Genomic DNA, 20,502 nt, shown 5'->3' with positions numbered 1-20,502 from the left:
CATTTAATAACGCCAAATATCAGGCGTTGTTGGATGGGCTGGAAATAGTTGAACTTAGGCTTAGTGAGGTTTTAGAGGGCAATGATACTCAAAGAATAGATAGCGAATTTTTTAATAAAAAAAGTTTATATTTTGATAAATTACTTAAAACTAAAAAGTATTTTTATTTAGAGAATGTTGTAAGTGGTCCTTTTGGTTCAACGCTTAAAAGCCATAGTTATTTAGATAAAGGGGTGGCTTTTGTACGAGTTGAAAATTTAAAAGATAAGTTTATAATTAAGAAAGATACTCTTGTTTACATATCAGATGAAAATAATCTTTTATTAAAAAATTCACAATTATTTCTGAATGATTTAGTTATGTCAAAAGTAGGTAATACAATAGGACTTATTGCAAGAGTAGATGAAGAAATAGGAACTTGTAATATAAGTGAAAATAACTTAGGTATTAAACTATTAAATTTTATAGATAGTGAAAAATTTTATATTTTAGTTTATTTAAATTCATTATATTCTCAAAATCTAATTTTAAGACGAATCAGTGGTAATGCTCAGCCAAAATTAAATGTTGGTGATATGAAAAAAATACCAATACCCGTTGTATCAAATTCTTTTCAATTAAAAATACAAGAATTAGTTAAATTATCTCAAAATAAAATTGAACAAAGTAAAAAGTTTTATAGTGAAGCAGAAAATCTTTTATTAACAGAATTAGATTTACTAAATTTTAAGCCATCAAATGAAAATATCGCCATTAAGTCATTTAGTGAGAGTTTTGAGGTTAGTGGGCGACTTGATAGCGAATATTACCAGCCAAAATATGATGAAATAATTGATAAAGTTAAAAGCACAAAATATGACATTTTAGATAATGTTGTTAATATTCAAAAATCCATAGAACCAGGAAGTGATGCTTATCAAGAAAGTGGCATTCCTTTTGTAAGGGTTTCAAATATTACAAAATTTGGCTTATCAAGTCCTGATATTCACTTATCAAAAACATTATTTGATGATGAAGTGTTAGAAAAATTGCAACCTAAAAAAGACACTATTTTATTATCAAAAGATGGAACGGTTGGCATTGCTTATAATGTTAAAAAAAATACTAATTTTATTACATCTGGTGCGTTACTGCATTTAACAATTAAGAGTAAATATAAAGAGAAAATTTTTAGTGAGTATTTAACTTTAATTTTAAATAGTTTGGTTGTGCAAATGCAAAGTCAAAGAGACGCAGGAGGCTCAATTATCAAACATTGGAAGCCATCAGAAATAGGAGAGGTTTTAATTCCTATCATAGACAGTAAAACCCAAACCCAAATAGAAGAAAAAATCAAAAAATCTTTTAAACTAAAAGAAGAGTCAAGGCAACTTTTAGAACTCGCCAAAAAAGCGGTTGAAATGGCAATTGAGCAAGATGAAACCCAAGCCAAAAAGTTAATCAATGAACAAATTTAAAACTTATAGAGAGTCTATTGATATAGATTATTATGTCTATTTTACTAAGGCTTATTTTGCCTTTAATGCTTATCTTAAATGCAAATATCCAAACAACAATGACACGGAGCAAATACAAGAAATTCAAGGAAATATCATTGTTTTAGGAAAGTTTGAGGGGTTAGTTAATTCTGGAAAACATTTTAAAGATGATTTAATTGCCTTGCGAGATGCAATAACTGCAACAGAAATAATGAATAACGGTAAAGTTATTAATTTATCAGTAGTAAAAATTGGCAAGCACGAGGTAAAAGATGTATTTAATCAAAAATTTAATAAAACTCAATATTTTATTAAAGCAATTGATGGTGATAAATTTACATTTACAGTTAAAAAATATCAGTCAAACCCTTTTTCTTATGATGATTTAGATCAAGTTATAATTAATGCAAAAATAAGCAAAACTCAAAAAGAAAAAGTTAAATCTGAAATTATAGGCTTTGTATCAAAATACACAGTAAATTTAATAGAAGAATTAGATAAATTAAAATCTTTTGATGAATATGACAGTATGGAGCAAGGTAAAATTATTAAAGGTATTTATCAAGGCTATATGGTAATTCTATACAAGCTAAGAAATGCACTTTTTCATAGCGAAGTAGAGCCAAATGAAGATGTGATGAAAGTTTATAAATTTGCATATTTCACACTAAGAAAAATTGTTCACAAAATCCCTGTTAGTTGATTTATTTAATAAGTTAATAAAACCCATCAAAATAATCGTTGTTTTTCTTGGATGATAATTTATCATCAATCCAATCAAAAATATCAAAGCCGTTATTTTTAGCAATTTGATGAAAAATCGTTAAAGTAGTAATTACCAGTATTGCATTAGCTAGTTTTGGATTGATGGCAATTTTCGATGTTTCTACTATTTCTTTGTCTACACTTTGGGTTGTATTAAAAGTTACATTATTATTTTCTGTGCAGCTTTCTTCTTCATAATAGCGATTATCATCATTTACATCTATCGGCTCATCAATATAGCCATTATCAATAATCATCTCATTTTGAGTGAATAGATAGCCTTGTGAGGCGTAAAAATTAATCAGTTGTTGTTTGTAATGTTCGGGTAGTTGAAACACCCCCGCTTCAAACATTGATAAATACCCACGATTAACCCTAGAGCCTTGAGCAGTTTTGTTTTGTGAAAGGTTTAAATCCTCTCTAATTTGTTTTGATTGTGTGCCTGTAATATCCATTTTATTTAATTCCTGTATTGTGAAAACAAGATTAAATATTACACTATTATTACATTTTTAGTAAATTTATACTTAAAATGTAGTGCTATATCAAGGTGTGTTTATGTGTGTTATGCCTTATATATAAAGGATTTTATGTATGGTGCGCTCGAGGTGATTTGAACACCCAACATTTGGCTTCGGAGGCCAATACTCTATCCAGTTGAGCTACGAGCGCATAAACTATCAATTAGCTAACTTCCTGAGCAAAAAACCGCTTGCATATTGGCAACTAATTTCAAAATTTTTGTATCTTTAACCTTGCATAAAATTCGATTACCGTCGCGTCGAGATTCAATAATATTTTTGACTCTTAAGATTTCAATATGCTGTGAAATATTAGATTGGGATGAGCCAACCTGTTCAACGATTTCAAGCACAGGCAATTCATCACTTTTTAACGCACATAAAATCTTTAGACGCAATGGGTGTGCCATCGCCTTCAAGGCGTTTGTTGCCTTTTCAATGTCTTCGTTTCTTTCTAATAATTCCATTCTATTTTTTTTATTTATATAAATTAAATTCTACCTAGCATGCCATACACGCCATACCTTCTTACTTTACTACGCACCACTCTTTGATAATAGTTAACCAAACTATCGTGGCCTAATGCAACATCAAAAATTTGCCATTTTCCTGACTTGCTCTGATGGAAAAACAAGTCTAAGTTAAGCGCAAATCTAGAATACCCTTTTGCACTCAATCTAACGATAATATTATTCTGTATAGTTGGTCTTGCAGAGACAAAATAAAATGAACCTGTGTGACTTCTTGCCAATTTTGATATCAAGGTGTTAATGACATTTTTCTTAATCCTATTTGCGAAAAACTCTGTCTCTTCTTCACCTAAGTTAATACGACTTATTGATAAAACTTCAGTGGCAATGTGCTCAAAATCGAACAAAGGGGTAATCTCTTGTTCAACCAAAAAACCCATCATTTGTGGAGAGTAAATCGTTGCGGTTGTTAACTGATTAAGCTTAACAATAGTTGACTGTATGACTTTAACTGGGTTTTCTATCGTTGTCACTCTCTGTACCTCTGCTGAATATACGACTGACGATACCAAAAGTACAAACACCAATAACACATTATTTAATTTTTTCATTTTTTTCTCCGTTACCTTAAAACAAAAAACAAGTAAAATCCAAAAACAACTTGATGGATATTTTATTCAATATATTATATCCATTTTTAACCTTCAATTCTTTATAAGTGAATAATTATATTATGATTTTATTAAATAAATTTAAAAACTCAACCCTCTTAGTTATCATTACCGCGTTCTTTGTATTGAGCGCCCCTGCCTCAGCCGATTCTAACAAAGAAAAGGAAAAATTAGAAGCCTTTTTCAAGGACCTTAAGGCATTTACCGTTACTTACAGCAAAATTAAAGGACTGTATGTAGAAGAGATTGATAACAAAAAATTATTTACCAATGCTATTAAAGGCATGGTTAGTGGGCTTGATCCGCACTCTGTTTACCTAGAACCAAAAGAACAAAAAACGCTATTAGAGAGTGCCTCTGGTAAATTTGGCGGATTGGGTATCGTCATTACTAAAAAGGATGACGCTATTCAAGTGATTTCCCCAATTGACGATACGCCCGCTTACAGGGCGGGTATTCAGGCGGGTGACAAGATTATAAAAATTGATGGAAAGCTTGTGCGTGGCATGACACTAGAAGAAGGTGTTAGTCTTATGCGTGGCAAAGCTGGAACAAATATCAGTATTACTATTTTGCGTAAGAACGCCAAACCTTTTGTGGTCAAAATTACCCGTGAAATCATTACCATTGTGTCAGTCAAAGGTTTTTTACTTGAAGACGGTATTGGTTATGTGCGTATTTCTAGCTTTCAAAGTCCGACAGCTAATTTATTAGAAAAAACCATTCAACGCTTAAAAGAGGAAAACGATGGCGACCTAAATTCTCTTATTCTTGATTTAAGAAATAACCCAGGTGGCGTGTTAAATGGTGCTGTTGATGTTTCCAACTTATTCTTGGACGATAAAGGTATTATTGTCTATACCAAAGGTCGAATTCCTGGTTCAAATGCCAAATTTATCTCTGATGCTGGTGATATCTTAGATAACTCCCCAATGGTGGTTTTAATCAATAAAGGCTCTGCTTCCGCTTCAGAAATTGTTGCTGGTGCTCTGCAAGATCATAAACGCGCCATCATTATGGGTAGCACCTCTTTCGGCAAAGGTTCGGTGCAAACCATTCTTGCGTTAAAAGGTGGCTACGGTCTAAAAATAACCACAGCAAGATATTACACACCAAACGACCGATCCATTCAAGCCAAAGGCATAGAGCCAGACATCAAGCTTAAAAACATCAAATTAGGTGATGAAAAAGAGGACAGTATTACCGAGACTTCGGAAAGCGATTTAGAGGGACATTTGGAAATAGAAGATCCAACCAAACTCTCTACCAAAGAAATTCTAAACGCTCAAGAAAGTAAGAAATCAGAAGAAAATAAGAAGGCGTTAGACAGACTTGAAAAAGACTATTTTATCCTTCAGGCTCGAAATTTACTCAAAGCACTCACGGTATTAAAAAAATAAAATGGCTATCGTTCTTGCAATTGCAAATCAAAAAGGTGGTGTGGGTAAAACCACCACTGCTGTGAATTTAAGTGCCGCATTGAAAACCATTAAAAAACGAGTCTTATTAATTGATATTGACCCGCAAGGTAATGCAACCATGGGTTGTGGTATTGACAAAAACAAACTGTCAAACTCTACATGTGAACTGTTATTAGGTGAATGTAGCATTGAAGAATCTATTACTTATTCAGATGCTGTTGATATTGATGTCATCCCTTCTAACACCGATTTAATTACCGCTGAGATTGCTCTACTACAAAATAGTCACTCAGAATACAAATTAAAAGAAGCGCTTGCTATCGTTGACGACAACTATGATTATGTCATTATTGACTGCCCACCTTCATTGAATATGCTCACGATTAATGCATTTACGGCATCGAATGGCATTATTATTCCAATGCAATGTGAGTATTATGCCTTAGAAGGATTGAGTGCTTTAATGCAAACCATTGAAAAAATTCAGGCAACCACCAATGCTTCTTTAAAAATAACAGGATTGGTTAGAACCATGTATGATGTACGCAACAACTTGTCGAATGAAGTTTCGGTGCAATTACAACAATACTTTTCTAGTAAAGTATTCAAGACTATCATCCCAAGAAATGTAAAATTAGCAGAAGCGCCAAGTCACGGACAAGCAGCTATTAATTACGCAAGATCGTCCAAAGGCTCGATTTCGTATGTATCATTGGCAAGCGAAGTGGTTAGAAAAACAACAATTTTAATTAATTAAATCAGATGGCAAATTCTTCAAAATTAGGACGCGGATTAGACATATTATTAGGGCAATCGACCAATAATGAGCGGCCTGATAATAACCTAATAATGCTGGGTGTAAATGAACTTCAACGCGGAAAATTTCAGCCGAGAGATGATTTTGACCCTGAAACCCTGCAAGAGCTTGCAAACTCAATCTCTGCCCAGGGGGTTATTCAGCCTTTGGTTGTTCGCAAAATTACCTATGATAAATATGAAGTCATTGCCGGTGAAAGACGCTGGCGTGCTGCTAAAATTGCAGGGCTGAAAGAAGTCCCTGTTATTGTCCGTAAGATTGACGACCAAGTAGCGTTGGCTATTGGTCTGATTGAGAACATTCAACGCGAATCATTAACACCGCTTGAAGAGGCTAAGGCATTAACACAATTAATCGAAGACTTTAAAATGACCCACGAAGAGGTGGCAACAGTGGTTGGTCGGTCGCGCTCAAGTGTGAGTAATTTAATCCGTTTATTACAACTCAGCGACGATGTAAAAAGCCTGCTAAGTAGTGGAAAAATAGAGATGGGTCACGGTCGTACTTTATTGTCATTAAATCTAGAGCAACAATTAGAAGCAGCCAATCAAGTGATAAAGAAATCTTTATCCGTGCGACAAACAGAAGAATTGGTTAAACGCATCCTAAATCCAAAACCCGTTAAGAGTACTGCCGTTGACCCTCACATTAAAACATTGTCAGATACCTTAAGCAAAAGACTTAATTCAAAAACTGAAATTAAAGGCGATAATGACAAAGGCAGGATTGTCATTCATTATCAAAGCAAAGACGAGTTTAACGCCATCCTAAAGCACATTCAATAATAAATTTTTCCTTTAATAATTTAACTTTATTTAGTCAATAACGCCATTTCTACTAAATGTAAAAGTTTTTAAGGCTTTTAATGGGCTGCTAGAAAATAACCCGCCAATATCACCATGTGCCCAAATATAAAAGGCCCTACCAATAATATACTTCTCGGGTACAAACCCCCAAAAACGACTATCACTACTATTTGCACGATTATCCCCCATTACAAAATAATGCCCTTGAGGTACAACCAATCTCACGCTCCGAGAATTTTTGCGAGGGTGTAGTAACACATCATGTGGGTTGTCGCCCAACAGCTCACGCACATGCCTATATCCTGTCATTTCAATACCTTTCTCAATACCTGAATAAGTGCCAATTTTTTTATACTCAACCGCTTCACCGTTTACAGTCAGCTGATCATTGATATACTCAATCTTATCGCCTGGCAAACCAATCACACGCTTAATGAAATCTGCACCCTTGTAAGTGCTGCGTTTTTCGTAATTAGGATACCTAAACACCACTACATCGCCCCGCTCTGGGTCGCCAATATCTAGCAATTCTGTGTTTAAAATAGGTAAATGAATGCCGTAAGAAATTTTATCTACTAATAAAAAATCATAAGTTAAAAAAGTCGGCATCATTGAATTAGATGGGATTCTAAACGGTTCTACGATAAAACCTCTTAATGCAAAAATCAATAACAACATAGGATAAAACTCTGCTGAAAGCTGTACGATTTTAGAGCGATGTAAATATTTTTTCGATTTATTTAATTTTAAGAAACAAACAAAATACAACCATTTACCTAGTAAAGATTTTTTCGTCGTTGGCGCATTAACCACTGACCCACCCATAAAAAAATGATCAGTCACGACAATAATAAAAGCCATTATTAAGAATACCGCAAGATAAGAGGAAACATCCCAAGCTAAAAAAGAAGAAGCATTTTCAATAGTCATATAAAAATAATGGTCAAAGGATAAAGGGTTTATTATATAATAATTCATTTATTTAATCACGGAGAAATCAAAAATGGCATTAGCTGATTTAGAAAGAGACGGACACGGTTACTTGGTTGACCTTAATGACTGGAATGAAGATGTTGCACGCGAGTTTGCAGAAGAAGAAGGTGTTAACTTAACAGACGAAAGTTTTAAATTAATTGCTTTTTTGCGTGAAGAATATATCAACAATAACGCAAACCAACCTAACGAGCGCAACATGGTTAAAGGCTTGAAGGCTGACTGGGATGGTAAATTAACAACGAAAGAATTGTACACTTTGTTCCCTAAAGGTCCTGCAAAGCAAGCGGGTAAAATCGCTGGACTGCCTGAGACTAAGCGCAAAGGTGGTTATTAAAACTTAATTCTAAATTTTAAACAAAAAAAGGCACTCATTTGAGTGCCTTTTTTCTGTCTATCTCTGTACAATTTTCATCCCAATAGAGTTTGTCAATTCAACAAAATTAGGGAAAGAAGTTGCCACATTATCAACCCCATCAATTTCTATTGGGTACTGACATCGGGCTGATGCCATTGCAAAGGACATAGAGATGCGATGGTCGTGGTGAGATTGAATTACGCCCGTTGGTTTTTGGAAGCTGCCACCTTGAATTTTAATACCATCTTCTAATACTTGATTTTGAATGCCTAAAATATTCAAGCCATCTGCCATTACTTGAATGCGGTCTGACTCTTTAACGCGGAGTTCTTGGGCATCTGTTAAAACGGTTTCACCCTGAGCGCAAGCGGCAGCGATAAAAATAACTGGAAATTCATCAATAGCCAATGGCACCAATTCTGATGGGATTTGAATACCTTTCAAGTTTGATGATTGCACACGGATATCAGCCAATAATTCGCCACCAATTTCTCGTTTATTTAACAATTCTAAATTTGCACCCATTAGTTTTAAAATATCGATAACACCTGTACGGGTTGGATTGATATTAACCCCTTTTAAAACAATGTCTGATTGCGGTGCAATGCACCCCGCTACCATAAAAAAGGCAGCCGATGAAATGTCACTTGGTACTTGAAATTGCGTAGCAGTCAACTTGCCACCACCTGTTAAACACATTTTATTATCAACAACATTTACTGGATATCCCAACCCCTTCAACATTCGTTCAGTATGGTCGCGTGTGGTTTCTGGTTCAAGCACACAAGTCTCACCCTGCGCATACAAACCTGCTAATAAAACACAAGACTTTACCTGCGCCGAAGCCACTGGTAAATCATAATGAATACCTTTAAGCGACTGACCGCCCTTAATTTTCAAAGGTGGCTTACCTTGATTGCTCCCAATCACCGCACCCATCTGCATCAATGGGTCAATCACTCTGCCCATTGGTCGCTTAGACAAAGATACATCACCCTTCAACTCTGTACTAAATTTTTGCGCCGCTAAAATTCCTAACATCAATCGCATCGAAGTCCCTGAATTACCTAAGTCAAGTGCTGTATTTGGCTTTTTCAACCCATGTAGACCAACACCGTGAATTGTGACTTTATCACCCTCTCGTTGAATATCAACCCCCATCGCCTGAAAGGCCTTTAGCGTTGCCAAAGCATCTTCACCCTGTAAAAAACCACTGACTTCTGTGATGCCATTCGCTAATGAACCGAGCATAATACAACGATGCGAAATAGACTTATCACCCGGTACTTTTAGGTTGCCATGAAGTGTGTTGGTAGGTTGCGCTATAAATTTACTCATTTAACCAATTGTCCCTTGCTGTTTTTGCATTTACAAATAATGATTCTATTTCTTGCGCTTGAGCGCCTTTAATTAAGTCTGAAATTTGACTTAGATTCCTTTGGAAGCCCTCAATATGCTTAACAATTTCATCTGCATTATTAATACAAATATCTCGCCACATCGACGCATCTGACGAAGCAATACGCGAAAAATCCTTAAAACCACCCGCCGCATAATTAAGCGCACTGGCATCACTGTTTATCAAATAATCCATTAATGAAAATGCCAACATATGTGGCAGGTGTGAGGTCATTGCTAACAAATCATCGTGGATTTTATCGTCCAGTACTTCCACCCTTGCACCTATACTTTCCCACAAATCACTCACCGTTATAAGCGCCTGCGTATCGGTATTTTCCGTTGGTGTCAAAATCACCCGCTTGCCTTTAAACAAAGTAGCGTCCGCCGCCTCTACTCCACTTTTTTCCTTGCCTGCAATCGGATGTGCAGGAATAAATCTCGATGGCATTATGCCAAAAACTGCCTTCGCCATCGCAATTACACTACCTTTGGTGCTGCCAACATCCGAGATAATCACATTCTCGTCAATATGAGGCTTAATCATCTCCAACACCGATTGAAAACTGTTCACTGGTGTCGCAATCAGCACCATATCCACCCCAGATAATGCTTGACCAATATCTGTGCTATAACTGTCAATCACACCCAATTCTACTGCCATTTTCAAATTGTTTTCGCTTCTACTATAGCCAATAATATTATGCACTTTCCCCGCCTTTTTCAAGCCAAGTGCAAATGAGCCACCAATCAGTCCAACGCCAATAATACAAATTTTATTCATACAATGATTTTAATGCATTCAGGAGCGCTACATTCTCATTTTTTGTCCCTACCGTAACACGAATGTGGTTTGGCACCTCCACTGGCCGAACAATAAAACCCTTCTCCAATAATTGCTGATAAATCGCCTCTGTATCGCTCACTGCTAGTGTAATAAAATTCGCCGAAGAAGGGATATAAGATAAGCCTAATTCATCAAAACCCTTGGCAAGTTGCAGTAATCCATTTTTATTGTCATGCACAGATTGCACAATAAACTCTTTATCAGATAACGCTGCGATTGCTGCGCTTTGCGCAATATGATTAACATTAAACGGCTGACGAATACGGTTTAAATAATCGGCAATTTCCACAGAACAAATTGAATAGCCAACCCGCAATCCTGCCAAGCCATATGCCTTAGAAAATGTCCGTGTAATCACCAAATTATCAAATTCATATAACCAATTAATTGCATTATCATCTGTGTCTAAATATTCAACATATGCTTGGTCAAGAACCACTATAACTGACTTTGGTACCTTTAACAAAAATAGATAAAGCGCTTCATCTGTTAATAATGTACCTGTTGGATTGTTTGGATTGGCAATAAAAATTAACTGCGTATTATCCGTAATCGCCGCCAACATCGCCGCCAAATCATGCCCAAATTCCTTTGCTGGCGTTACCACTTCAGTTGCCCCAAGTGCCTGTGTTATTAACGGATATACCACAAATGCATATTGCGAAAAAATCACCTCATCACTCGCACAACATACATACGCTCTGGCAATCAACTCCAGCAAATCATTTGAACCATTACCTAAAGTAATCATACCCATAGGCACCGATAAATGCCGACCAATCGCCTGCTTTAACGCAAACCCGTTGCCGTCCGGATAACGCCCTATCTCGCTCGTTGCCCGTTCAATTGCCAGTCTAACTTTATTACTGGTCGGCAATGGATTTTCATTACTGGCGAGTTTAACAATATTGTCCAAACCCAACTCTCGCTGTAATTCACTAATCGGCTTACCACCTTGATAGGGTCTTAATTTTTTAATGGCTGGACAAATGCTCATATTTATACAAAGGTGTCGTTATAAAACTGCAACAGGATAGGAGCCCAAAATATTAACTTTAAGTGCTTTTTCTGTCAATACTGTCAAGGCATTTTGTACATGAGCTTCCTCCCGATGCCCCTCAATATCAATGAGAAACAGATATTCCCATTTGACACCAGGGATGGGATGCTTGGCCACTTGCAGTAGATTAATGCCTTGCTCTTTGAAAGGCTCTAATAGGTCTAACAATGCACCAGATTGATGCCTAGTGACAACCAATAAAGAAGTTTTATCTTCGCCCGACGGTGGCACGACTTCATTACCAATAACCAAGAAACGCGTTACATTACCAGGCTTATCTTCAATATTTTTTGCCACACGCTCTAAATCATACAAACCTAAGGCTACTTCTGAGGCAATTGCTGCTGAATTTGGTTCATCTTTCACCATTCGCGCGGCTAAGGCGTTTGACGCTACCGCCTTTAATTCTGTGTTTGGATAATGATTACTTAGCCAACGCTGACACTGGTCAAGCGCTTGTTGATGTGCGTAAATTACTTTAATTTTCTGGGACTGGTCTGCCATCATTAATTGATGCTGGATTGAAATCTCTACCTCGCCACAAACTTTTAAATCTTGAGAATAGAGCATATCAACCGTTCCGCCAATGACACCATTGGATGAATTTTCAATTGGAACAACACCATAATTGGCATTACCTTTTTCGACTTGATGGAATATTTCGTCAATACTACCGCAATCCAAAGTAGAAACCGCATGACCAAAATGCTTTAGCGTTGCCTCTTGCGTAAAGGTGCCTTCAGGGCCCAAATAAGCAACGCTAATGCCTTGCTCAAGCGCCAAACAAGCCGACATAATCTCACGGAATATATGTGCCATATCTTTGTCTTTTAGCAGGTTGTCGTTACGCTTAATAATCCTGCGCAATACTTGTGCTTCTCGTTCTGGACGGTAGAAACTGCTGTTGTCATCTGATGCTTTTTTGACATCTGCAACAGCCGAAGCAAGCTCTGCTCGGTCGCCAATCAACGACTGAATTTTCTTATCCAGTGTGTCGATTTCAACCCTTAATTCATCTAATGTTTTGCGCATTTTTTCCTCTATAAAGCCCTAACAATGAGTGCACCTTCAATTTTTTTCAAACTGTCAACTACTGTATCAGAAATTTCACCTTCTATATCAATTAAAGTATAAGCCACTTCATCTCTTGATTTATTCGACATATCAATAATATTAATCCTTGCATCAGCAAGAACGGTTGAAATCTGTCCAACCATATTTGGGATATTTTGATGGGTAATTGCCAAACGCACACCACCAGACCTTGGCATTTTCACCTCTGGAAAATTCACCGAATTAACAATATTACCATTTTCCAAATAATCTTTCACCTGATTTGCCACCATAATTGCACAATTATCTTCTGCCTCAATCGTTGACGCACCCAAATGTGGCAAGGCAATCACGCGCTTGTGATTTTTCTTATCGTCAATTGGGAAGTCGGTTACATAATAGTTAACCTTGCCCGCTTCCAATGCTGCAATTAACGCATCTTCGTCAATAATACCATCACGAGCAAAGTTCAAAATTGTAGCGCCTACTGGCAACAAGGCAATACGCTCTTTATTTAATAAATTCTTGGTACTTTCAACCAACGGCACATGAAAAGACACAAAATCACTGCGTGAAAATAATTCATCCACACTCAATACATGCGCCACATCCGATGACAACTTCCAGGCGCTTTTAATGGTAATACTCGGATCAAAACCAATCACTTGCATCCCCAACATATTCGCCGCATTGGCAATTTGTACGCCAATTGCACCTAGACCCACTATACCTAATGTCTTACCTGGCAGTTCCGACCCTGCATAATTCTTTTTGCCCTCTTCAATTGCCGTTTTTAGGTTGTCCAATGGTAGTCCATTCACATAATCCCACGCCTGACAAATATTACGACTTGCCAACAACATCGATGAAATTACCAACTCTTTGACCGCATTCGCATTCGCCCCTGGTGCGTTAAAAACCACCACGCCCTTGTCGTTCATCTTCTCAAGTGGAATATTATTCACACCCGCACCAGCGCGCCCTACTGCTTTAAGGTTGTCACCAATTTCCATCTCATGCATTTTTGCGCTACGCACCAAAATTGCATCAGGATTGGACATTTTAGTTGCAACTTCATAACTATCCCTTGGCAATTTTTCTAAGCCAATCGAAGAAATATTATTCAGCGTTTGTATTGTAAACATAATGATTATCCGTTTTCTTTTTCAAAATCCTGCATAAAACCTACCAACGCATCAACACCCTCGTATGGCATCGCATTATAAATACTGGCACGCATTCCACCCACCGAACGATGACCTTTTAAAGTAATTAAATCACGCTCTGCCGCTTTTTCTAAGAACAAGCCGTTCATGTCTTCGTTCGCCAACAAAAAGGGTATATTCATCCAAGAACGATATTTTTTTGCCACCGGATTAGAATAAAAATCAGAACCATCAATGGCATCATACAGCGTCTTCGCCTTATGCTCATTAATCTTTGCCATTGCGCTCAAACCGCCCTGCTCTTTTAACCATTCAAACACACGACCTGCCACATACCAAGGATAAGTAGACGGCGTGTTGTACATTGAATCATTATTTGTCTGCGTTGTATAATCAAATAAAACCGGCTGATTGGCAATTACATTGCCAATTAAATCCTCTCTTATTATCACAATGGTCAAGCCAGAAATACCGATATTTTTCTGCGCGCCTGCGTAAATCACCCCATATTTAGAAACATCAATTTCACGCGACAAAATCGTTGAGGACATATCTGCCACCAGTGGCATATCCACCTCTGGAATGTAATCAAACTCCAAGCCTGCAATGGTTTCATTCGGCGTGTAATGCAAATAAGCACCTTGCTCCTCAATACGCCATTTATCAAAATCATCAATATTGGTATATTTATTACTTGAGTTGTCTGTACAAATATTAACATCACAATATCGCTGAGCCTCAGCAATCGCCTTCTTTGACCAATGCCCCGTGTGTGCATAATTTGCCACTTTTTTACCGCGTAATAAATTAATCGGCACCATAGAAAACTGCGCCGATGCACCACCTTGTAAAAACAAAACTTTGTAATTATCGGGAATATTCATCAAATCACGCAAATCTTGCTCGGATTTTTGTGCCATTTCCATAAAATCAGCACCACGATGCGAAATTTCCATCACCGATGCTTTGGCGTTAGCGTATTCCAATAACTCCGCTTGCATCTGCTTCATTACCTGCATTGGTAACATCGCAGGGCCCGCGCTAAAATTGTAAACTTGACTCATTTTGACAAACTCCCGATTGATCTAAATAAAGATAATTTTATCAGAACTCAGCTATTTAATGACTATAATGTATCTCAGTTTGATTATGGAAGTAGGTGAAAGTCCTACACTGTCCTTGCAACGGTATTCTTCTTAGAAGTCAGTCCGATACATAATTTAATTTTAATTTTAATTTTACAATGGATAAAATCATGAAAAAAATCATCTTAGCGGCTAGTATCGCCTTAACTACAACCCTTACCAACGCAGCACTCGGACCTATTCCGATTTATATGAATACTGAGTATAGAACCGACACACCTGTTATCGGCTCTATTGCCTCAACACTTTCTTTTACTGCGGAAGATATTAAAGCAACAGGTGCTAACACCTTTTTAGATTTCTTGGAAACTGTGCCAAGTGTTGGGTTAATTAATTCACAAGGCAATGTGCCTGCTGTATTTATGCGTGGTGGCAATTCAGAACACACTTTATTTTTAGTTGATGGGGTTAGTGTTAACGATATTTCATCGCCAAATGGTGCAATATCAAATGGATTAGCAAGTATTGCCTTAAATGATATTGAAAAAGTTGAGATTATTAAAGGCTCAGGTTCGGTTTTATATGGCTCATCTGCTATTGCTGGGGTGATTTCTATTACCACCAAGAAAGGTGCAAACGGTAACCATGCAACAGTTAGCACCAAATTTGGCTCACACAATACCAAGAATTACAATTTATCAGTAAGTAGTGGTAGTTTGGATGGCTTTATTAGATTTACACATAACAAATATACAACAGATGGTATTAATGCCAGAATTGCTGATACAACAAATGAAAAAGATGGCATAAGTAATCAAACTACACAAATTAAAATTGGCAATAAACATTTTAACCTTGGTTATTTAACAACCAGAAACAAAACGCAATATGACGATACATTTGGCACTAACCCCAGTAACAGAGTAGCCGATAGAGAGTCAAATAAAATAACAATAAATACTAATAAAAAAATAAGCGATATTTGGAAACTTAAATTGCTTCTATCTCAAATTACAAGTAGCAGAAATATTGGTGAAAATGCAGCCACCATTGGCGATAAATATAAAAGCACTGCCATTACTTTACTCAATGATATTAAAATTGATAATGCTTTATTCAATATTGGTATATCAAAAAAAGACGATAAAAATACAACAGACAAGCAAAAACTTTCTAGCAAGGAAATTTTTGTAAACTGGCAAAAAAACATCAATAGTATTGATATCAATACAGGTATTCGCCATATCAGACATAGTAGATTTGGCAATAAAAATATTTACAACTTAGCCTTTGCTAAACACTTTGATAATGGTATTAAATTAATAACAACTTACGGCACAGCATTTAATGCACCTTCTATATATCAAATATACAGCAATATTGGCAACCCTAATTTACAAGCAGAAACCTCAAAAAATATTGAATTTGGCATTGAAAAACAACATTATTGGGGTGTTAGTAGAATTAATTTTTACAAGAATAAAATGAAAAATAGGATTACCTACGACGGCCATTACGATCCTGGTGTTGCAAATTATTTTAATAGTGGGGAATTAAACACCAAAGGCATTGAATTGTCCGTTAATGCAAATATCAATAACTACCATCTTGATTTTAGTTACAATTATAACAAAACTGAAGTTAGCAATAACGGAGAAACAGCAAAAGGAGAAGCCCCAAGACGCGCAAAAAATACAACAAATTTAACTATTAGCAAACAATTTGGCAAATTTAACCCAAGTATACAAATAATTAAGAAATCCTCTAGTTTGGATGATACTACCTTTGATGGACTGGGCGATTTCAAGTTACCAGGTTATACCTTGGTTAATTTATCGGTTAAATATAATATCAATAAAAATGCCGAGGCATCACTTAACATTAAAAATGCGACCGATAAAGATTACACAATTATTAATGGCTACAACCAACTTGGTAGAACCATAGAAATAGGAGTAAGCTATAAATTCTAAACGCACCCTGCTCTCGTGGAGTAGTGGCAAGGATAGTGCTTATGCCTTGCATCTACTTAAAAAAGACCCAAATATAGAACTTCTAGGTCTTTTTACCACGGTTAATCAAAAATTTAAACGCGTGGCAATGCACGGGGTGCGAGTGCAATTACTACAGGCACAGGCAGAAAGTATGGGCTTGCCCATGCATATTATCAACATCCCGTATCCTTGTTCCAATAAAGAATACGAATGGATTATGGGAGATTTTGTCACGCAGTTACAAAAAGATAAAATTGATGCACTGGCATTTGGCGACTTATATTTAGAAGATATTCGCAACTATCGTATTAAGCAAATGGCAAACACAGGTATTGACACCCTGTTTCCATGTTGGGGGATTCCCACCAATGAACTTAGTAATACGATTATTGATATCGGTATCAAAGCTAAAATCGCCTGTCTTGACCCTATGCAGATAGATGCAAAATTTTCAGGTTGGGATTATGACTATGATTTATTAGATGCACTGCCCGCACATATTGACCCTTGCGGGGAAAATGGCGAATTCCACACGCTGGTTTATAACTCACCCGATTTCTCAAAAGCGATTAAAATTAATCAAGGGGAGACCATTGAAAGAAATGGGTTTGTATTTACCGATTGGTGGTAATTATATATAATGAGATTTTGACTAAATTAAACAAAGATAATGACAAATAAAATCAACAAAATCACCACTTTATTCGCCGTATTTCTTATGGTGTTATTAATAATTGCCACGCGTGGACATAGCAATTGGATATCAAGTTTTGTACATTTGCCGGACTTTACCATTCCAGCATTGTTTATTGCAGGCGTGTATTTGCGTAAATTTTGGGTGGTATTTGTGTTGATTTTGAGTGCAGTGTCTGTTGATAATTATGCGATTGTGCATCAGGGAGTTAGTGCAAATTGCATTACCCCAGCCTACAGTCTGTTGCCACTCACTTTTTATGGTATATTTTGGTCGGGAAAATATATTAGTTCGCTGGCCATTAATAAAGATATAATTAAAAATTCATTGATCATCATTAGCGTTGTTAGTATTCAATGGCTTATGGCAACAGCAAGTTATTATTTCTTTACAGCAACTTTTATCAAAACTGGTTGGAGCAACTTCCCTGCCTATATGACTCATTGGTCATTGGTTGAAATTCCGACAACTTTATACTGGATGATGGCTGTGATTATAGTGTTTACACTGGTGCCACGCATTGTTCCTGCGCTTAATTTCCAACGCAGTGCCGGATAAATATAAGCAACGCATGGCGCGTAAAAAAGCGCATATTGATGTCCGCATAGAAGAAGCAAATATAGACAAAGGTATCATCGTCTTACTCACAGGCAATGGCAAAGGAAAATCTTCCTCAGCACTCGGTATGGTTTGCCGTGCGCTTGGTCACGACATGCAAATTGCTATTGTCAAATTCTTAAAAGGCGTGCAAGATACAGGCGAGGATGCTTTTCTCGCTCAACAACCCAATGTCCGCACCACCTGTATGAAAACAGGCTTCACCTGGGACACGCAAGACAGAGAATACGACACTCAAAAAGCCTGTGAGACTTGGGCAGTTGCCGAACAATACCTTAAAGATGCATCCATTGACCTTGTTGTTATTGACGAATTGACTTACATGATTAATTACAAATATCTTGATGAAGAAAAAATACTCAATGCACTTAAAGAGCGTCCAAAAAAACAACATGTTGTTGTCACTGGCAGAGCTGCTAGCAAGGCCTTAATAGAAATCGCCGACACCGTCTCTATCCTAAAAGACGAAAAACACGCTTTCCGAGCCAATATCAAAGCCCAGAAAGGTATTGATATATAAACTTTTGGGTCTTAACTAGTTAAGCGAATTTTTTCGAAAATTATCAAGCAAGATTTTATACACATCTTGCTTGCGATTATTAAATCTAAATTCACATTCTTTAAGGTGGCATTTAAACATTTTTTTATTCATTCCTTTAAATTTAACTATTTATCACCCCAAAAAAGATTCAATACCGTTAATATGAGAATTTCCTCTGGCAAATTCATTCTTGCCGTGATGAACACGGTAATGCTTTTTATAGCCAAAATCTACTAAGCCATTATGTCCACGCCATCCATCAGAATTAATAATACTATCGGTTGATGTTTTGTCTTTTATTATACTGTGAAGCGTTATTCTATCACACTTTTCTATAATTTGAGTATAGACCTTATCTCCTCGTTTTAATAAGCCAAATACTATTGTTTTACCTCTGGCGCCTCTACCGCGTTTCCCGCGGACGCGCCGTGCGCCAAAGTAACTTTCATCAACTTCAATCTGCCCCACTAGTGGGGCAGATTGAAGTTGATCTTGGGCTGATAATTCAAAAATTCTTATTCTTACAAGTGTCAAAATTTTATTAACAGTATTTAAATTTAGATTTGTGTGTGTGCAATTTGTGTGGCACTTAAATCCACAGAAAAATATCTAATTATCTCTCTAAATTTTGCCTCTGAAAGTCTTGAACGGTTGTAATACTTATTTTTCCTTGTCATAACTAGTATCTTAAGCAATTTTTAATTGCTTAACTAGTTAAGACCCAAACTTTTTTTTAACTTCCATCAGGCGAAAAAAAATGGCCTTGACCGAAAGCCAAGACCAAAATGATCCTGTGAACGGATCATAAGTTCAAAAGCAACCACACTTCCAAACTCAGAGGTACCCCGTAAAGTCAGGGCACGGTATCTATTTTAAAGCATAATCACTTTCAATATCCGCCCATAGAAATTTAAAAAGCATTCATCACATCCACACTTTTATTGTGCACATAAAAAAGTCTGCATTAATGCAGACTTTTTTAAATATGGCTCCTCGAGCTGGGCTCGAACCAGCGACAAATGGATTAACAGTCCATTGCTCTACCAACTGAGCTATCGAGGAATAAGTGAGACATTATAACGACAACTGAACTTTATATTTAATTATTTTTAATAAAAAAAAGGACGCCGAAGCGTCCTTTTATGATAATTTAGTGGCGTTTAACGATTGTTAGAAGTGCCACTAGCCAATGCATCTGCGTAGCCTTTAGCATAAGCATCAGCTTGTGCCTTGGCAAAACCATCTGCTTGACCTTTGGCAAAGCCATCAGCCTGACCTTTAGCATATGCATCATAAGCACCAGAACCTTTTCCATCAGCAGAACCTGATCCGCTGGCATCATTTTTATTCTTGGTATTAAACTTAAGTCCAAAATCTGTGTCATTCATCCAGTTATTAGCACCATTAAATGGACCCCAGTTTGAACCGCCGTTGAAAGGACCAGCGTTTGAACCGCCGTTGAAAGGACCCCAGTTGTTGCCACCGTTAAATGGACCCCAGTTTGAGCCACTATTGAATGGACCCCAATTAGAACCTGAGTCAAAAGGACCCCAATTATAACCACCGTTATAACCATTATTATTACCAAAAAAACCGGCTGATGCTGATGTTGCTGCGATTGTTGTTACAATTGCAATTGCTTTTACCAATGTTTTCATTATTCTCTCCGTATATTTTATTCAAAACACTAAAAAATTTCAGTATTTAAGTTGTAAATTATAATCAAAAAATAGTTAAAAATCAAAT

At 36.6% G+C, this 20,502-nt stretch carries 21 protein-coding genes, 2 tRNA genes and 1 pseudogene; 10 read left to right on the top strand and 14 right to left on the bottom strand.

What is annotated here, in order from left to right:
- The first annotated feature begins 29 nt into the window (after positions 1–29).
- The gene (locus tag BSEPE_RS08150) at positions 30–1,457 is read left to right on the top strand and encodes a restriction endonuclease subunit S domain-containing protein (protein WP_231893482.1); all 1,428 of its coding nucleotides are present in this window, start codon (positions 30–32) and stop codon (positions 1,455–1,457) included.
- Positions 1,444–2,181 carry a hypothetical protein gene (locus tag BSEPE_RS03985; protein WP_066044359.1) on the top strand — a complete coding sequence of 246 codons (738 nt, stop codon included), beginning with the start codon at positions 1,444–1,446 and terminating at the stop codon, positions 2,179–2,181. The genes BSEPE_RS08150 and BSEPE_RS03985 overlap by 14 nt, the downstream gene beginning before the upstream one ends.
- Before the next feature lie 13 nt (positions 2,182–2,194).
- On the opposite strand, the gene BSEPE_RS03980 is transcribed toward BSEPE_RS03985, so the two are convergent.
- The 4 genes from BSEPE_RS03980 to BSEPE_RS03965 form a co-directional block, all read right to left on the bottom strand.
- A complete protein-coding gene (locus BSEPE_RS03980; RefSeq protein WP_066044357.1) occupies positions 2,195–2,698 on the bottom strand; it encodes a helix-turn-helix domain-containing protein in 504 nt (167 codons plus the stop codon).
- 140 nt (positions 2,699–2,838) lie between these two features.
- Positions 2,839–2,915, bottom strand: a tRNA-Arg gene (locus BSEPE_RS03975).
- A gap of 16 nt (positions 2,916–2,931) precedes the next feature.
- Positions 2,932–3,231: an ArsR/SmtB family transcription factor gene (locus BSEPE_RS03970; RefSeq protein ID WP_066044355.1), complete on the bottom strand. Its 300-nt coding sequence runs from the start codon at positions 3,229–3,231 to the stop codon at positions 2,932–2,934.
- Between the two features lie 23 nt (positions 3,232–3,254).
- Positions 3,255–3,845, bottom strand: coding sequence for an ABC transporter substrate-binding protein (locus BSEPE_RS03965; RefSeq protein ID WP_066044353.1), 591 nt, complete (start codon positions 3,843–3,845; stop codon positions 3,255–3,257).
- A 107-nt stretch (positions 3,846–3,952) separates the two neighbouring features.
- Between BSEPE_RS03965 and BSEPE_RS03960 the strand changes: the two genes are divergently transcribed.
- Genes BSEPE_RS03960 through BSEPE_RS03950 form a run of 3 tightly spaced genes read left to right on the top strand, consistent with a single transcriptional unit; the run spans position 3,953 to position 6,928 of the window.
- Entirely contained in the window at positions 3,953–5,305 is a 1,353-nt protein-coding gene (locus BSEPE_RS03960; RefSeq protein WP_231893481.1) for a S41 family peptidase, read from the top strand.
- A 1-nt stretch (position 5,306) separates the two neighbouring features.
- The gene (locus tag BSEPE_RS03955; protein WP_066044349.1) at positions 5,307–6,083 is read left to right on the top strand and encodes a ParA family protein; all 777 of its coding nucleotides are present in this window, start codon (positions 5,307–5,309) and stop codon (positions 6,081–6,083) included.
- 5 nt (positions 6,084–6,088) lie between these two features.
- A complete protein-coding gene (locus BSEPE_RS03950) occupies positions 6,089–6,928 on the top strand; it encodes a ParB/RepB/Spo0J family partition protein (RefSeq protein WP_066044346.1) in 840 nt (279 codons plus the stop codon).
- A gap of 30 nt (positions 6,929–6,958) precedes the next feature.
- On the opposite strand, the gene lepB is transcribed toward BSEPE_RS03950, so the two are convergent.
- A complete protein-coding gene (gene lepB, locus BSEPE_RS03945; RefSeq protein ID WP_070104559.1) occupies positions 6,959–7,879 on the bottom strand; it encodes a signal peptidase I in 921 nt (306 codons plus the stop codon).
- A gap of 73 nt (positions 7,880–7,952) precedes the next feature.
- Between lepB and BSEPE_RS03940 the strand changes: the two genes are divergently transcribed.
- Positions 7,953–8,279, top strand: coding sequence for a TusE/DsrC/DsvC family sulfur relay protein (locus BSEPE_RS03940; protein ID WP_066044344.1), 327 nt, complete (start codon positions 7,953–7,955; stop codon positions 8,277–8,279).
- A gap of 57 nt (positions 8,280–8,336) precedes the next feature.
- On the opposite strand, the gene aroA is transcribed toward BSEPE_RS03940, so the two are convergent.
- Genes aroA through serC form a run of 6 tightly spaced genes read right to left on the bottom strand, consistent with a single transcriptional unit; the run spans position 8,337 to position 14,888 of the window.
- Positions 8,337–9,638 carry a 3-phosphoshikimate 1-carboxyvinyltransferase gene (aroA, locus tag BSEPE_RS03935; protein ID WP_066044342.1) on the bottom strand — a complete coding sequence of 434 codons (1,302 nt, stop codon included), beginning with the start codon at positions 9,636–9,638 and terminating at the stop codon, positions 8,337–8,339.
- Positions 9,631–10,482, bottom strand: a complete 852-nt coding sequence (locus BSEPE_RS03930; protein ID WP_066044341.1) for a prephenate dehydrogenase — start codon at positions 10,480–10,482, stop codon at positions 9,631–9,633. The genes aroA and BSEPE_RS03930 overlap by 8 nt, the downstream gene beginning before the upstream one ends.
- Positions 10,475–11,542, bottom strand: coding sequence for a histidinol-phosphate transaminase (gene hisC, locus BSEPE_RS03925; protein WP_066044339.1), 1,068 nt, complete (start codon positions 11,540–11,542; stop codon positions 10,475–10,477). The genes BSEPE_RS03930 and hisC overlap by 8 nt, the downstream gene beginning before the upstream one ends.
- An 18-nt stretch (positions 11,543–11,560) precedes the next feature.
- Positions 11,561–12,637: a prephenate dehydratase gene (pheA, locus tag BSEPE_RS03920; RefSeq protein WP_066044337.1), complete on the bottom strand. Its 1,077-nt coding sequence runs from the start codon at positions 12,635–12,637 to the stop codon at positions 11,561–11,563.
- A gap of 8 nt (positions 12,638–12,645) precedes the next feature.
- On the bottom strand, positions 12,646–13,803 hold the full coding sequence (locus BSEPE_RS03915; protein ID WP_066044335.1) for a phosphoglycerate dehydrogenase: 1,158 nt from the start codon (positions 13,801–13,803) through the stop codon (positions 12,646–12,648).
- Between the two features lie 5 nt (positions 13,804–13,808).
- Positions 13,809–14,888: a 3-phosphoserine/phosphohydroxythreonine transaminase gene (serC, locus tag BSEPE_RS03910; RefSeq protein WP_066044333.1), complete on the bottom strand. Its 1,080-nt coding sequence runs from the start codon at positions 14,886–14,888 to the stop codon at positions 13,809–13,811.
- A gap of 191 nt (positions 14,889–15,079) precedes the next feature.
- On the opposite strand from serC, the gene BSEPE_RS03905 reads away from it, so the two are divergent.
- The 4 genes from BSEPE_RS03905 to cobO are packed head-to-tail and all read left to right on the top strand — an operon-like array spanning position 15,080 to position 18,735.
- Entirely contained in the window at positions 15,080–16,882 is a 1,803-nt protein-coding gene (locus tag BSEPE_RS03905) for a TonB-dependent receptor plug domain-containing protein (protein WP_066044331.1), read from the top strand.
- Positions 16,872–17,534 carry a Dph6-related ATP pyrophosphatase gene (locus BSEPE_RS03900; RefSeq protein ID WP_066044329.1) on the top strand — a complete coding sequence of 221 codons (663 nt, stop codon included), beginning with the start codon at positions 16,872–16,874 and terminating at the stop codon, positions 17,532–17,534. Before BSEPE_RS03905 ends, BSEPE_RS03900 begins: the two co-directional genes overlap by 11 nt.
- A gap of 39 nt (positions 17,535–17,573) precedes the next feature.
- A complete protein-coding gene (locus tag BSEPE_RS03895) occupies positions 17,574–18,155 on the top strand; it encodes a hypothetical protein (protein WP_066044328.1) in 582 nt (193 codons plus the stop codon).
- A gap of 13 nt (positions 18,156–18,168) precedes the next feature.
- Entirely contained in the window at positions 18,169–18,735 is a 567-nt protein-coding gene (gene cobO, locus BSEPE_RS03890) for a cob(I)yrinic acid a,c-diamide adenosyltransferase (protein WP_066044326.1), read from the top strand.
- A gap of 15 nt (positions 18,736–18,750) precedes the next feature.
- Here cobO and BSEPE_RS03885 read toward each other — a convergent pair.
- From BSEPE_RS03885 to BSEPE_RS03875, 3 genes and pseudogenes are all read right to left on the bottom strand, one after another.
- Positions 18,751–19,433, bottom strand: a pseudogene (locus BSEPE_RS03885) (IS1595 family transposase).
- 309 nt (positions 19,434–19,742) lie between these two features.
- Positions 19,743–19,818 (bottom strand) — tRNA-Asn (locus tag BSEPE_RS03880).
- Positions 19,819–19,916: 98 nt separating this feature from the next.
- Positions 19,917–20,414, bottom strand: a complete 498-nt coding sequence (locus BSEPE_RS03875) for a hypothetical protein (RefSeq protein ID WP_231893525.1) — start codon at positions 20,412–20,414, stop codon at positions 19,917–19,919.
- Between the last annotated feature and the right edge of the window lie 88 nt (positions 20,415–20,502).

The organism is endosymbiont of Bathymodiolus septemdierum str. Myojin knoll (assembly GCF_001547755.1).
In the GTDB taxonomy this organism is placed as follows: Bacteria; Pseudomonadota; Gammaproteobacteria; order PS1; family Pseudothioglobaceae; genus Thiodubiliella.
The sequence above is the reverse complement of the archived record's forward strand: the minus strand, read 5'-3'. Positions and strand labels throughout refer to the sequence as shown.